The 14,492-nt window shown below is 42.1% G+C and carries 16 protein-coding genes; 4 read left to right on the forward strand and 12 right to left on the reverse strand.

Annotation, left to right across the window (positions count from 1 at the left end; all coding sequences use genetic code 11):
- Positions 1-67: 67 nt before the first annotated feature.
- The 5 genes from mutM to radC form a co-directional block, all read right to left on the reverse strand.
- Complete coding sequence (mutM, locus tag F0226_RS04890) at positions 68-877, reverse strand: bifunctional DNA-formamidopyrimidine glycosylase/DNA-(apurinic or apyrimidinic site) lyase (RefSeq protein WP_171734610.1); 810 nt, start codon at positions 875-877, stop codon at positions 68-70.
- Between the two features lie 78 nt (positions 878-955).
- Positions 956-1,447, reverse strand: coding sequence for a hypothetical protein (locus tag F0226_RS04895; protein ID WP_171734702.1), 492 nt, complete (start codon positions 1,445-1,447; stop codon positions 956-958).
- 183 nt (positions 1,448-1,630) lie between these two features.
- Positions 1,631-1,798 carry a 50S ribosomal protein L33 gene (gene rpmG / locus F0226_RS04900; protein ID WP_002535344.1) on the reverse strand — a complete coding sequence of 56 codons (168 nt, stop codon included), beginning with the start codon at positions 1,796-1,798 and terminating at the stop codon, positions 1,631-1,633.
- A 13-nt stretch (positions 1,799-1,811) separates the two neighbouring features.
- On the reverse strand, positions 1,812-2,048 hold the full coding sequence (rpmB, locus tag F0226_RS04905) for a 50S ribosomal protein L28 (protein WP_004728407.1): 237 nt from the start codon (positions 2,046-2,048) through the stop codon (positions 1,812-1,814).
- A 292-nt stretch (positions 2,049-2,340) separates the two neighbouring features.
- Positions 2,341-3,015 carry a DNA repair protein RadC gene (gene radC / locus F0226_RS04910; protein WP_171734611.1) on the reverse strand — a complete coding sequence of 225 codons (675 nt, stop codon included), beginning with the start codon at positions 3,013-3,015 and terminating at the stop codon, positions 2,341-2,343.
- Between the two features lie 271 nt (positions 3,016-3,286).
- Between radC and coaBC the strand changes: the two genes are divergently transcribed.
- The 3 genes from coaBC to lpxL all read left to right on the forward strand — a co-directional run bounded on the left by coaBC (position 3,287) and on the right by lpxL (position 6,209).
- On the forward strand, positions 3,287-4,528 hold the full coding sequence (gene coaBC / locus F0226_RS04915) for a bifunctional phosphopantothenoylcysteine decarboxylase/phosphopantothenate--cysteine ligase CoaBC (protein WP_171734612.1): 1,242 nt from the start codon (positions 3,287-3,289) through the stop codon (positions 4,526-4,528).
- A gap of 110 nt (positions 4,529-4,638) precedes the next feature.
- On the forward strand, positions 4,639-5,229 hold the full coding sequence (gene slmA / locus F0226_RS04920; protein WP_171734613.1) for a nucleoid occlusion factor SlmA: 591 nt from the start codon (positions 4,639-4,641) through the stop codon (positions 5,227-5,229).
- A 14-nt stretch (positions 5,230-5,243) separates the two neighbouring features.
- Positions 5,244-6,209, forward strand: a complete 966-nt coding sequence (gene lpxL, locus F0226_RS04925; RefSeq protein WP_171734614.1) for an LpxL/LpxP family Kdo(2)-lipid IV(A) lauroyl/palmitoleoyl acyltransferase — start codon at positions 5,244-5,246, stop codon at positions 6,207-6,209.
- A 174-nt stretch (positions 6,210-6,383) separates the two neighbouring features.
- Here the strand turns inward: lpxL and pyrE are convergent, their stop codons facing one another.
- Both pyrE and rph read right to left on the reverse strand, forming a co-directional pair.
- Positions 6,384-7,025: an orotate phosphoribosyltransferase gene (gene pyrE, locus F0226_RS04930; protein WP_171734615.1), complete on the reverse strand. Its 642-nt coding sequence runs from the start codon at positions 7,023-7,025 to the stop codon at positions 6,384-6,386.
- A gap of 108 nt (positions 7,026-7,133) precedes the next feature.
- The gene (gene rph, locus F0226_RS04935; protein WP_137373991.1) at positions 7,134-7,850 is read right to left on the reverse strand and encodes a ribonuclease PH; all 717 of its coding nucleotides are present in this window, start codon (positions 7,848-7,850) and stop codon (positions 7,134-7,136) included.
- 185 nt (positions 7,851-8,035) lie between these two features.
- Here rph and F0226_RS04940 point away from each other — a divergent pair, with 185 nt between their 5' ends.
- The gene (locus tag F0226_RS04940) at positions 8,036-8,902 is read left to right on the forward strand and encodes a YicC/YloC family endoribonuclease (RefSeq protein WP_171734616.1); all 867 of its coding nucleotides are present in this window, start codon (positions 8,036-8,038) and stop codon (positions 8,900-8,902) included.
- 150 nt (positions 8,903-9,052) lie between these two features.
- Here F0226_RS04940 and F0226_RS04945 read toward each other — a convergent pair whose 3' ends face one another.
- The 5 genes from F0226_RS04945 to F0226_RS04965 form a co-directional block, all read right to left on the reverse strand.
- Positions 9,053-10,186 carry a hypothetical protein gene (locus tag F0226_RS04945; RefSeq protein WP_253820766.1) on the reverse strand — a complete coding sequence of 378 codons (1,134 nt, stop codon included), beginning with the start codon at positions 10,184-10,186 and terminating at the stop codon, positions 9,053-9,055.
- Entirely contained in the window at positions 10,187-11,635 is a 1,449-nt protein-coding gene (locus F0226_RS04950) for a DUF6844 domain-containing protein (protein ID WP_171734617.1), read from the reverse strand.
- Positions 11,636-11,711: 76 nt separating this feature from the next.
- Positions 11,712-12,314 (reverse strand): penicillin-binding protein activator LpoB, encoded by a 603-nt coding sequence (gene lpoB / locus F0226_RS04955; RefSeq protein WP_171734618.1) that lies wholly within the window; start codon positions 12,312-12,314, stop codon positions 11,712-11,714.
- Positions 12,315-12,323: 9 nt separating this feature from the next.
- Complete coding sequence (locus F0226_RS04960) at positions 12,324-13,706, reverse strand: hypothetical protein (RefSeq protein ID WP_171734619.1); 1,383 nt, start codon at positions 13,704-13,706, stop codon at positions 12,324-12,326.
- Positions 13,707-13,841: 135 nt separating this feature from the next.
- Positions 13,842-14,267: a phosphate-starvation-inducible PsiE family protein gene (locus F0226_RS04965; RefSeq protein ID WP_171734620.1), complete on the reverse strand. Its 426-nt coding sequence runs from the start codon at positions 14,265-14,267 to the stop codon at positions 13,842-13,844.
- Positions 14,268-14,492: the final 225 nt, after the last annotated feature.

The raw sequence follows: 14,492 nt of genomic DNA on the forward strand, positions 1-14,492 counted from the left end.
TGTGTCTTTACTGGCGTATATCGGTTTTGAACAGCGTCAGCGGGTTGGGTTTGGATAAAGTGCCGATCTACTTCTGGCACTCATTACAAAAGAAGGTATTTCTTTGCCCTATTTTCTGCTCTTCAATAAGAGACTGGCATTTAGGGCACTCTTGACCAGCTTTTCCGTAAACTTGTAACTCTTGAGCAAAATAGCCCGGCTTTCCATCAGCTTGAGCGAAGTCTTTCAATGTGGTTCCCCCTTGCTCAATCGCTGTCGACAGAACTGATTTAATATTCTCTGTCAGAACTGACCATTCTTTTTTCGTTACTTTATTCGCAGGGCGTAACGGATGAATTAAAGAAGAAAATAGCGCTTCGTTAGCATAAATATTACCCACCCCTACCACTACTTTGTTGTCCATAATGAACTGTTTAATCGCCAATGTTCTTTTGCTGGCTTTTGCTGCAAGGTATTGAGCATTAAAGTCATCAGTTAATGGTTCAGGTCCCGAACCTTCAAGCACTTTATGACTTTCACCAGGAGCACACCATAACCAAGATCCAAAGCGGCGAGGATCGTTATAACGTAATATTTTTCCATTCGTTAATTTAAGATCCACATGATCATGTTTTGCCACTGGGAAGTCAGCATCAAGTACTCGAAGTGATCCTGACATGCCTAAATGCACAATTGCGTTGCCAGCATGGGTTTCAATGATTAAATATTTTGCTCTACGAGAGATAGATTGGATCACTTCGCCTTCAAGTCGCTTCAATTCAACTGGAATATCCCAACGTAACTTAGGGGTACGAAAAGTTAGCGATTGAATTTTCTGTCCCACTAAATGAGGGCTAATCCCCATTCGGCTGACTTCTACTTCCGGTAATTCGGGCATACATATCCTTTGTAAATGGCGCTGTGCATATTAACTGACACGAAAAACGACGACTTAATAAAGCTGATTAATAGACCGTTAATTCAAAGAAAGAGCGTTCGGAGATAAATAATCGGCTTCCACCGAAATGGCAATCCACTTACCTTGCCAGTTCTTCAATAACCAAAAATCAGGTAGCTGATAGTAAGTCACTCTGTGAGGCTCTTCTTGCTCTTGATACCACACTTCCACTGTTTGCGGGTTACCCAACTTATCACTCAAGGTGCGATAGGTTTTCTCATCAACTTCAGTCCCAACAACATTTTCCCACCGCTCAATTAATTCACTGCCAGTAACAGGCAAGCGCATGGATTCCGGCACAATTTTCCATTCATTATTACTTTGTTCGATAGAAAATGCAGAAAAGTGCATTGATTGAAGTTCAATTGATGGATTCAGCAAGTAAGGGTAAGTACTTTCTTCCGGTTCAATCAGGTAGGTTTTGATAATTGCAGGTAAATTGAGTACACCGATAAATGCAACTACGCATAACATTAAGATGTTATTCCATTTACGCCCTCGGTATCTCATCATCCACTCTCTGTGTACTAACTAAGTTCTTCGTCAATTATATCCTTGATTGACACATATCGCGAACCAAGTGATGGCAGAAACTTCTTCGAACTCTCGAATTTTAGATATAAAAAAACCCAGCCAAAAGCTGGGTTTTTAATTTTACTCTTCTACTAAAAGAAGAGGCAAAGGGGCTATCAATTACTTGATTTTAGCTTCTTTGTACATAACGTGCTGGCGAACTACTGGATCAAACTTTTTGATCTCAAATTTACCTGGCATGTTACGCTTGTTCTTGTCAGTTGTGTAGAAGTGACCAGTTCCAGCAGAAGATACTAGACGGATTTTCTCACGAATGCCTTTAGCCATTGCTTAATTCCTCTTAAACGTTTTCGCCACGTGCACGGATATCAACAAGAACAGCATCGATGCCTTTCTTATCAATAATACGCATGCCTTTAGCAGTTAGACGTAGTTTAACAAAACGTTTTTCGCTCTCTACCCAGAAACGGTGAGTTTGTAGGTTCGGCAGAAAACGACGCTTGGTAGCATTGCGTGCGTGTGAACGGTTATTACCCGTTACTGGACGCTTACCAGTTACTTGACATACTCGGGACATGAATGTCTCTCCAAATCGTTTCAGCTCGATATCAACCTTGGTGGCCGAACCTCTCTATCAATTCTGAAAATAGAGGTAAAAACCATAATGGAAAATCCATTCAAGGCTATCAAAGGTCGCGTATTATACTAACTTGACATGCATTGCTCAAGACCCGAACAGATCCTTTTTAAGGATTTCGTGATCTTTTTTTGAACAGAGCAGCTATTTGAGTAATCAGAGCTGATTTAAGGTTCTAAAATGTGGTCGGGATGATAGCAGATTTCTATCAACTAACAAGCCATAATGTGATTCAAATCCAGCCTCTTTCTGCAAAAGACACAACTTCGCCATCTCCAACAACAAAATGGTCAAGAATTTGTATGTCCACCAACCCTAAAGCATCACTTAATCTACGGGTGATTCTTCGGTCTGCATTGCTAGGCTCTGCAACGCCTGAAGGGTGATTATGCGCTAAAATTAATGAAGCGGCGTTGTGATATAAAGCGCGTTTGACCACTTCTCTTGGGTAAACTGAAGCAGCATCAATTGTCCCTTCAAATAAAACTTCGTCTTTTATTACTCGGTTTTGAGTATCTAAAAACAAGATATAGAAGGCTTCTCGCTGTCGATCACGTAAAACACTCGATAAATACAACTTTGTGTGGCTAGGGCTCGTTAGTGCATCTCCTCGAGATAAGGTTTCTGCCAAATATCGCTGAGTCATTTCCAGTACAGCCTGTAATTGGACATATTTGGCTTGCCCCATGCCTTTATGTAAACAAAACTCCTCTTCACTCGCTGAAAATAACTTCCGCAATGATCCAAAGTCATTAATCAGTTGGTCCGCAAGGTCAAGAACATTCATCCCTTGAGTTCCAGTCCTTAAAAAAATCGCGAGAAGTTCAGCATCACTTAAAGATTCAGGTCCTCGAGCAAGCAGCTTTTCTCTGGGCATCGACTCTTTGGGTAGGCTTTTTAATAACATAATAGGTAAATGCACTCAGTAGATGGAATGAAAGGTGAAGAAGAAAGGTCTTAATAAGTGAATCAGACTACAAATACCCTTTAGCAAGATCTTTGAACTCAGCATTTTTATTCAACAGATCTAACATGCCGATGTAATTGACTATTTTATTAGACACTATTTGATGATCGTCAAAGGTTGTTGATTGATGGACTGAGAGGCAAAGCATTGCTCTGGGAACACACGCGTTACTCTGATATCGTAAGTCGCAGAAAATTTAAGGAATAAAAGCATGCAAAAATTGGGTAATGAACATAGCCTTGCTGGGAAAAAAATCCTGCTCGGAATTAGTGGTGGTATCGCAGCTTACAAATGTGCAGAACTGACTCGTCGTCTTATCGAACGCGGCGCTCAAGTACAAGTCGTCATGACACATGCAGCCAAAGAGTTTATTACCCCATTAACCATGCAAGCCGTTTCGGGTAGACCAGTATCAGACAGCCTGCTTGATCCTGCTGCTGAAGCTTCGATGGGGCATATCGAATTAGCGAAATGGGCTGACCTCGTGCTTCTTGCGCCAGCAACTGCAGATTTAATTGCGCGCATGGCAGCTGGCATGGGCAATGACTTATTAACAACGTTAGTGCTTGCCAGTGACGCGCCGATTGCCGTATCACCAGCAATGAATCAACAAATGTATAGCCACCCAGCGACACAAGAAAATATTCAAACTTTATCTCGTCGTGGATGCATGATTTGGGGACCAGCCGCTGGCGAACAGGCATGTGGCGATGTAGGAATGGGACGCATGCTTGAGCCAATGCAGCTTGTTGGTTTATGTGAAACCTTCTTCCAACCAAAACTACTAGCCGGGCGTTCTGTGTTAATCACAGCAGGTCCGACTCGTGAAGCTATCGACCCTGTTCGATACATCACTAACCATAGCTCAGGAAAAATGGGCTACGCCATTGCTGATGCTGCCGCTAAATTAGGGGCAAAAGTGACTTTAGTTAGCGGTCCTGTTGCTTTGAACACACCCAATGGTGTTCAGCGAATTGATGTAGAAAGCGCACAAGATATGTTTGATGCCACTACTAGCAATGCAAGCGCACACGATATTTTCATCAGCTGTGCTGCTGTAGCGGATTACCGCCCCGATGTGATTGCTAAACAGAAAATAAAGAAAACGGATGCGAATAATGACATGAGCATCCACATGGTGAAAAACCCAGATATCGTAGCAACCATTGCTTCCATGACGGAGAATCGCCCTTTCACCGTTGGCTTTGCTGCTGAAACACAAGACGTAGAACACTACGCTCGCGGTAAGTTACAAAAGAAAAATCTAGACATGATTTGCGCCAATGACGTTTCTGTTGAAGGGCAAGGCTTTAACAGTAGCAGTAATGCGCTGCATCTATACTGGAAAGACACTGACAAATGGGAAGCGGGAGAACAGTCTTTACCGTTAGACAGTAAACAAGCCTTAGGCTTTCAAATTTTAGAACAAATTCAAAAACTCTCGTCCCTTTAGGTCTTTACGGCTACACATCACTCGATTCTGTTCCTCGTGAGTAGAAGCGGAATCGATTGATGTTTATAATCCCCCTCTCAAACCTCATCTCTAGCAAAGGAAGTAAATAGATGGCTGGTACTCGTAAATCAAACCGTCGTGAGGAAATCCTTCAAGCTCTAGCACATATGCTCGAATCAGCAGAAGGCGCTTCTCGCATTACAACGGCTAAACTGGCTAAACAAGTTGGTGTATCAGAAGCTGCTCTCTATCGACACTTCCCAAGTAAAGCTCGCATGTTTGAAGGGTTAATCGAATTCATTGAAGAGGCACTCATGTCTCGCATTAATCGAATTCTTGATGAAGAAAAAGACACGTTAGAACGCATTAGACTTGTTCTACAACTCATTCTTGTCTTCTCTGAACGTAATCCTGGCTTAACTCGAATTCTTTCTGGTCATGCACTCATGTTTGAGAATGAAAGACTGCGCGAGCGCATTAACCAATTATTCGAGCGTATTGAAACACAGCTAAGGCAAATACTTCGAGAGAGAAAGATCCGCGAAGGTAAAGCCTTCCCTGTAGATGAAAGAATTCTTGCGACACAATTATTAGGTCAAGTGGAAGGCAGCTTAAATCGCTTTGTACGCTCAGATTTCAAATACCCACCAACTGCAAACTTTGAAGAATACTGGGCACTATTGAGTGCTCAAATCAAATAACAATAGTGAGACTTATGACGAATAAAACAGCCGGACAGTACGTTATTACCAAGCCCCCGTTTACCTTGTCTCTTCTACACCCCAAAAACTGGGGTGTGTGGCTTGGCTTTGGCTTACTGGCATTAATAGTCAATATACTGCCCTACAATGTTCTACTCTTCATGGGTCAAAAAATCGGTAGTCTTGGGGCTAGGTTCGGGCAGAAAAGAGTCGCCATCACCACCCGAAACTTGGAGCTCGCCTTTCCAGAGAAATCAACAGAAGAAGTAAGCGCACTCGTTGCAGAAAACTTTAAAAATACTGGCTTAGCACTCATCGAAACCGGAATCGCTTGGTTCTGGCCAACGTGGCGCTTTAAACGAATTCTCATCGACAAAAATACCCAAGCTCTACGAGATAATCGCGCCAAAGGAAAAGGCACACTACTTTGCTGTGTGCATGCGCTCAACTTAGAAATCACTGCTCGTGGGTTTGCTGTTTTAGGTATTCCAGGGCTTGGGGTTTATCGCCCTCACAATAACCCTGCCTATGAGTTTATCCAATATCGTGGACGAACTCAGAATGGTAACCGATTGGTCCACCGCAAAGACGTGAAGCGTATGATTAAGATCCTACGTAAAAACGAGGTTCTATTTTATTTACCTGACCATGACTACGGCCGTAATAAATCTGTCTTTGTACCGTTTTTTGCAGTGCCTAACGCTTGTACTACTACCGGCACGAGCATTCTCGCTTACGTGAGTAAGTGCGCGCTCATACCGGGTTCTGGATTTAGAAACTCTGAAGGTAAGTATGAGCTTATCGCTGAAGAATCCATTGAAGATAACTACCCACAAAAAGATGAAAAAGCCGCTGCGGCTTACATGAACCGCTATTTAGAGAAGACGATCTTAAGAGCTCCAGAGCAGTGGATGTGGATACATAAGCGTTTTAAAACGATGGAAGATCCAAACCAACCAAAAGACACGCTCTACAAGTAAGAGCTTAATGGCTTTCAAGCATTAAACTTTTCAGAAAATCAAATATTCGGAAAATCAAAAGGGGCTGATAGATAACTATCAGCCCCTTTCCGTATCAACCGTTCTAATATCCACTAGAACCGTTTTTCTTATTAACTATTGTTAGCTTCTTACTTAATAGCTAATAATTGATAACTAAATACCATACTCAGCACGGTACGCTTTAACCGCTTCAAGGTTAGCTGCATCTGTACCTTTCTCTTCAAGGAAAGTCACAAGGTCCGTCAGGCTAACAATTGAAATGATAGCGCAGCCAAAGTCACGTTCCACTTCCTGAATTGCAGACAGCTCACCTTTACCTTTCTCTTGGCGGTCAATTGCAACTAGGACACCAGCTAAATCAGCACCGTTAGCTTGGATAATTTCCATAGACTCACGAATTGCAGTACCAGCAGTAATCACGTCATCCACCAGCATAATACGACCTTCAAGTTCGCTACCGACTAGGTTGCCACCTTCACCGTGGTTTTTTGCTTCTTTACGGTTAAAGCAGTAAGGCGTATCTACATCGTGGTGATCAGCCAAAGCAACAGCAGTTGTTGTCGCAATTGGGATACCTTTGTATGCAGGACCAAATAGTACGTCGAACTCAATACCTGAATCTGCCAATGCTGCCGCGTAGAAACGACCTAGACGCGCTAAGTCACGACCTGTATTAAACAATCCAGCATTGAAGAAGTAAGGGCTCTTACGGCCAGACTTTAAAGTAAACTCACCAAACTTAAGTACTTCTTTTTCTAGTGCAAATTCAATAAATTCACGTTGATATGCTTTCATGTTCTTCCTCTACGTTTATTCAATAAAACTTAACTTACGCTCTGCATTACCCTTTCGAGTTTTACAGACAAAAAAATAGCCCCTTATGAGAGGAGCTATTAAAAATGATCAGTCAGCCAACGCGGCTTTCTGAGCGACGACGATGTCGGCAATGCCCTTATTCGCCAGGGCTAAAAGCTGCATCAGCTCTTCGTGGCTGAACGGTTCGCCTTCTGCGGTGCCTTGAATCTCAATCATCTTACCGTCTTCCGTCATTACAACGTTCATGTCGGTATCTGCTGCTGAATCTTCTACATACTCTAAATCACACAAAGCTTCTTGCTTAACGATGCCCACTGAAACAGCCGCAACATGGCCTTTCATTGGGTTTTTCTTAAGCTTACCTTTTTCGATTAAGCTTTGAATCGCATCCGCTAAAGCAACGCTCGCGCCAGAAATAGAAGCAGTACGAGTACCGCCATCCGCTTGGATAACATCACAATCCACAGTGATCATGATTTCACCCATTGCTTTTAAATCGACAACAGCGCGTAGGCTACGAGCGATCAGACGTTGGATTTCCATTGTACGACCGCCTTGCTTACCGCTAGCCGCTTCACGACGGTTACGAGTGTGCGTTGCACGTGGCAGCATGCCGTATTCAGCCGTTACCCAGCCTTTGCCTTGACCTTTCAGCCAGCGAGGAACATTTTCTTCCACAGAGGCATTACATAAAACTTTGGTATTACCAAACTCTACTAATACAGAACCTTCAGCATAAGCTGTGTAGTTACGAGTAATTTTAATTGGACGAATTTGATCTACAGCGCGGTCATTTGGACGCATTAGCATCTACCTTGTTATCTATGTAAAGAATGGGGGTGAGACGGATTTTATTGGGGCAGGATTATATAGGAAAAGAACCTCTGTGGCGAGTAGGCATCAACAGCCTCACCTTCGTTTTCCTCACTAGTTTATGTGCTACTATTGCCGCGCGTTATTTTCAGAATGATAAAAGACAGGAAAATTCGATGATTTATAGTATGACGGCTTATGCACGTAAAGAAGTGAAAGGCGATTGGGGCAGCGCAGTATGGGAAATCCGTAGTGTGAACCAACGTTACCTAGAAACTTACTTCCGTATGCCAGAGCAGTTCCGTGGTTTAGAGCCAATTTTACGTGAGCGTTTCCGTAAACGTCTAGCGCGCGGAAAAGTAGAATGTAATCTACGTTTTGAAGCAAACCCTGCGGCGAAAGGTGAACTAAGCATTAATGAAGGTTTGGCTCAGCAAGTGATTAATGCCGCTAACCAAGTGATGTCGATGACTGGTGAAGAAAGCCGCCTAAACCCGTTCCAAATCATGAACTGGCCTGGCGTAATGGAAACACCAGAGCAAAACATGGATGCGATTAACAAAGATTTATTGAATGCATTTAACGATGCAATTGGTGAGTTCATTGATGCTCGTGGTCGTGAAGGCGACAACATGAAAGCTCTGATTGAACAGCGTTTAGAAGCGATTACTGAAGAAGTCGTGAAAGTTCGCGCTCGTATGCCTGAAATTCTAGAATGGCAACGTGAACGCCTGATCAATAAGTTTGAAGAAGCTAAAGTAGAACTTGAAGGTTCTCGCGTAGAACAAGAGCTTATCTTATTGGCTCAGAAGTCTGATGTTGCGGAAGAGCTTGATCGCTTAGATTCTCACGTAAAAGAAGCGAATGCAGTGCTTAAGAAAGGCGGCGCATGTGGCCGTAAACTTGATTTCATGATGCAAGAGTTCAACCGTGAATCTAACACGCTAGCATCTAAGTCTATCAGCACTGATATCACAGCATCAGGTGTTGAACTGAAAGTGCTTATCGAACAGATGCGTGAACAGATCCAGAATATTGAGTAATCACTAACTCATTTATTCCAATTAAATAAAAAGCCTCTGAATTTCAGAGGCTTTTTTACTCAAGCTATTCTAGAACTAAACAAACTTAGAGCTAATTATCTAGCTCTAATTAATCGAGATCCAGTCAGCATAGATCTAACAAACTTAGCGTTAAAGAATGATTCCGCCTGCCGATGGCGTGTCATCTTTTTTCTTAACAGGTACTGCTTTAGGTTTTGCTGCTGATTTTTTTGGTCGAGGAGCATAAGTAGATTTTCTCGCTATACTCTTCGTTTTAATCGCGCTGGCGTCCCCTTTCACTACAGTAACGTACGCCAGCTTCGGTAGAACCTTTGTCACTTTTACTGTTCCGACTTTGACTTCATCACGACCAAGACTTTCTTTAGTCACAGGATCAACAAACTTTTCACCTAGACTAAATACATCGTAGTACTGACCTTTTTTGACCGTGGAGCCACCAGAGTTCAGCACCATAGAGCCGTTATCACCAACTAATAGAACCAAAGGATAAATATTATCTTTCAATTGGTTGAACACTTTCTTCGAAGCGATATCGACCAGTAGGCTTAAGTTATTTCGGCTGGAAGTGGTTGGAATCGTCGCTGACCATTTAACTTGGTTATTGACGACATCGACAATGCGAAACTCAACTAGCACTTTAGAGCTGTAGTAAGTCTTCACATCTTTGATGTTCTCACCCGTTAACTCAACCGTGCGAGAATTATCCACAACGCGCTTATGCGTCTTAGCCGTAAGTACTTTACCCGTAACAACGTATTGAAGCGCTGGATCTTTCTGATTACTTAAGACTTTAAACTTACGGTCTTGAACAAGAAATTCTTGTACTTTTTTACCGATAGTGGAGCCTTTAGGTCCCGAAAATTGTCCTACAGCAATCGTGCGACGGTTAGAGTTAAGGTCTTTTATCTTATCTCTTGGGTCAACTTTCACACTCACTTCAAGCTTTACATTACAGAAGTCATTTAAGCACTGTTCATTTAAGATTCGGTACTTAACGTCTCCTTTAGCAGTGGTGTGGACTCCATCAATCATCGCCTCTTTCGCTTCGCTCTTATCTCCATTTGAAGAATAAGTCGTGGTCGAAATTCGAGAGCTATCAATAGAAACGCCAGACACTTGTTCTACAGCTCGACGTAACCCGACATCAATCGCTTGATCTAACGTTTCACCTTTCCCTGTAGTCACCACTTTTTCGTAGCTCGCAGCCTGCGCAGAAGATGCACCGAATAGAACTGCACTAATTAATAAAAGCTTTTTTATCATTTAGAAATCCGCCGCATCAAACGTATCTTCAGATTCAGCAGAATGTCTAGAACCCGTCACCTCTTCTTGTACTGCTTGATCTAGCTGTGCTTCGCTCTTACCGCTGGCTAAGTTCTTCGCATTCGTCACTTTCTTTGGATGCCATACCAGTACAGAACCTACCATTTCATGACCAGTTACTGGGTGCTTACGACGCCAGTCATACTCAACACTCACACCTGTCATATTTCGCATTGAGGACTGCATTGAGGCACGTTTTTCCATGCTTTCATACATTGACTGCGTTAAGCCTGAAGAGGTAGAACGAACAGAGTCGACAATCAGTTCAAATTTCTCACTTTCACTTTCTTGTGCTTCAACTGACGTAGAGCTTTTTAGATCACCGTTAAGATTGTACGCACGAGTCAAATTTGCCCATGCGTTATTAGTCGCAAATTCTTTCGCTACTTTGCGCTCAATTTTTTTCTTAGTCGAAGATTTAGAGTAAGTTACTCCCGACTGACCATAAGCAACAATTAAAGGGTAACCTTCCGAATCGTACAAAACGTCGGTTCCAGCTTTTAGGTATAAAGAGTCTTTCTTAGATGAAAACATCTGTTGCAATGATGAAAATTGAGTATTCGCTTTCTTAGGTTGAGGAGCAACTTCACCATGCGATTCGATCATCGCTTTAATTTCGTCACGTTTAGTCGCAGACAAAATCATTACGACACCAATGGTTCCGTGGCCAGATTCAGTGATTTCTTCGTACTGCTTAACCACGACCATGCCAGACAGATCACCGTAAGAAGTACGGACAGTTTGCTCAACTACAGATTCTTTGTATAAGTCACGCTTAATTGCAGGAGGAGCAGCGTTAAACTGCTTAGGGTCAATGCCCATTTCTTTTAATTCACTGTCGAGCTTGCCATCGATAACAGCGATAACTTTATCGAGGAAGCCTTCCATTTGTGAATCAGTTTTAAAGTCATCAACCGTTGGGATCGGTAGACCACTCATACTATTCATAGAATAAATAACATTGTTCGCAGGGCTCGTATTTAACGTCGATAAATAAGAGATTCGAGCATCTAAAACTGCTTTTTCTAAAGCCCTTTCTCGATACTTCGACCAACGAGGATCGCTACTACTAACACTCAATTCAGCCGTACCTGAATATACAAAGACTTTATGGGCTTTGCCTGATTCTTCTAAGCTACTTTTCACTTTAGTGATATAGCGATCAAGCTTACCTTCTACAACATCCTGGGTATCAACGTCTTCTTCTACTTGAACAACATCTTTATCCGATTGCTCACCTAAGACTTCTGCCGGTATTTCTGCCGTGGTTGTTGTATCCACTAATTCTTCTGCCGCTGCAGTTGTTGTATCAGCCGATTCTTCTGCTAAAACAGCAGGAGCGCTTGCGCCTGTCAGCATCATCGCTAATAGAAGTTTATTAAATTTCATAGGTCACCTAACTTTTTTAATAATAATGGATAGCCGAAGCTATCCATTTTTTATGTTTTACTCATCAATCACTCTACTACCAGCTTACGCTAGAGCCATCAGCGACTTTACCTACTACACGCTCGCCTTCCCAATACGCTAAACCGTTTTCTATCTTAGTCATTGTTAGCTGGAAGTAGTACTCGATACGTGTGTCGTCATTATCTAACGATGTATTACGTTGTAGGATTTTGCCTGATAGGCTGAAGTCCGGCGCAATAACTTGGTCATCACCCTTCACTGTCGACTTCTTCACCATTTTTGAATCTTTTAATTCACGCATCTTCTTAGTTGCGTCATCTTCGCCGAATGCAGTCGTCACTAGGAACTTACCTGATTGAAGTAAGTTAACGCGCAGACCTTTTGTTAGCTGGTCTGTGTCTAAACGCTGCATGGTGTCGTTTTCGATATCATTGACGTAAACGATGTAACGACCGCCTTCATCCGCTTGAGGGTGCGTCATTAATTTACTTGCGACGATCTCTTCTGCCATCTCATTTGCTGCTTTTGAGAAGTCAGCATAAGACAGAGCTGCAACTACATTCGTTTGAGTGTCCGATGCATCGATATACGCTGTTTTAGTTGCACAACCAGTAAGAGTTAGAGCTGCAACCGCGGCTGCAAGTGCCATTTTTTTCATGATATGTCCTTAAATATTAACTACTTTGATTGTCGGCTCAATTACCGGAGAAATCGCTTTTACATAAATGATGTGTTTGCTTGAATCAGCGTCAAGTTCAACAGGAATCGTGAATGCCCCTGCTTTGATCTCAACTGTGTTATTTTTTGCATCGATACGTGTCGCTTGGTACTCGCTTGGCAGTGCTGAGAATGAACGAATATCCGCACCTGTTGTTAGCATTTGCACAAGTGCGAATGCATCACCCAACAACGCGTTTTCATCTTTCACTTGTTTTTGAGCGATAGTTTTCAACGTGACACGAGTAATTTCACGAGCAAGGATGTATGGGAAGTCTTGATCGAATTCAGCCCCAATGATCTTATCCATGTCTGCGATAGTTTCAGTGTCGTTGCCTTCGATAGTGATGTTATTCAGCGCTTTACCGCGTTCTTTTAGACGTGGAATGGCAATACCAGTGTATGAAACGTTGTCAGAAAGGATGAAAACAGGAAGGTCGATTCGCTTTTCTTCACGTACTGTTGACTGGCCGTTTTCAAAGATAACCCAAACTTTATTAGCAAGTTTGTCTTGGTTATTTGAACGAGCCATCGAACGAGCAAGCTCATAGTCGGCTTTCGCTGCTTTTGAATCGGTTAGTGAGTAAACACGCTTGAAGGAGTCAGCGGCTTTCTGGAAATCAGATTTACTTTTACCAGTAAGAAGAAGGTTTAGACCGTAAGAATAAGTAGTAAAAGGGTTTACGTAGCCTTCATAAGGCTTCCATTGGCCTTGCTCGATACCAGCATCCGCTAGAATCTTCTTAGTTTCATCCGATTCCATCGACTGTTTAACAAGTGCACCAGACTCGCCCGCTTCTTCTTTAATTTCAGCTCGACGTTCTTTAATCACATCAGCGAAGTGCTTAGCGGCGCGGCGTTGGCGTTCTTCAGCACGGTTTAATTCAACGCGTGCGTTCTGGTAATCATTTTGAGAAATGAAGTTCCAAGCTTTAATCGTGTTCGACATTACGCCATCGTAATGAGCTTGCTCGTAATCAAGCATTGCATCATTACCAATCATTGAACCGACGAGTTCTGCACTTTCAGCAACTGTGCCTTCAGTATCTTCACTCTTCATCATGTGCTCTGTAGAGTCTAATAACTTAGTCGATAAGTCATACTGCCCTACATAGTTCAGCGTTGCACCCGCTTGAAGTGTCCATAGAAGATCATCAGTTTCACCAGACTCTTCATCATAACCTGCATGATCAAGAGCCACTTCAGCCGCTCCATTATAATCACCGGTATTAAGCTTATTGTTAAAGCTCTCAAAATCATCTTTTTGCATCATTGACGTACAGCCAGAAAGCATAACCATGCTCACCAAGCCACTGACAAGTTTTAATTTCATAGCACAACCACTTATTTTTTATAATAAAAATTTTGGTCGTGAATATACTCGAATTATAAAATCATTCACACTGCCACTAGATTAGTATTTGACCTGTTGCATTAATATATAAATATTTCTTTTGATTTTGTGGAGTTATTCATCAGGCTGTTTGGTTTTTCTATCGACATATGGCCAATAATGATGACCAACTCGAATTAATAAGGTTGCTGCCGCTAAGATAAATGCAGCGACAGAAAGCCACACTACGAGCACCGCATCCAACTCTTTCATACCCAATGTGATGTAACGAGCGATTGCCATCATCGCGATATAAATCGGGTATCTAACCGGAATTTTACCGTTCATCACAAACTGCTGGACCATAGCCAACACTTCAAGATAAATGAACATCAATAATATATCGGTAAGCTGAACTCTCTTTTCTACAAACACATGAATAAATTCATCCACCATCGCAAACAAAGTTGCTAGCGTAATAGCAACCAGTAATACCGCTTCAAGCATATGGAAAATTTTTAGAAAGGGTTTACTAAACGAAGGGGGAAGATGAGAAGGCATAATCACTATTCATATAATATGAGCTAAAGAAATCAGTTTATCACGCCCTCTTGCATATTCACTCGATGTAATAAAAAATGATTCATTTTACTTACCAATACTTTCATTAAAAAGCCATGTGACAGACCCCTCAGTAAAAACCTCAGATTAAACACACGTATACGATTGCCTTATCAATAACAATAAAACAATTTATAAAACAATAGCTTATAATTTAAACCGTGA

This window comes from Vibrio sp. 99-70-13A1 (assembly GCF_013114625.1).
In the GTDB taxonomy this organism is placed as follows: Bacteria; Pseudomonadota; Gammaproteobacteria; order Enterobacterales; family Vibrionaceae; genus Vibrio.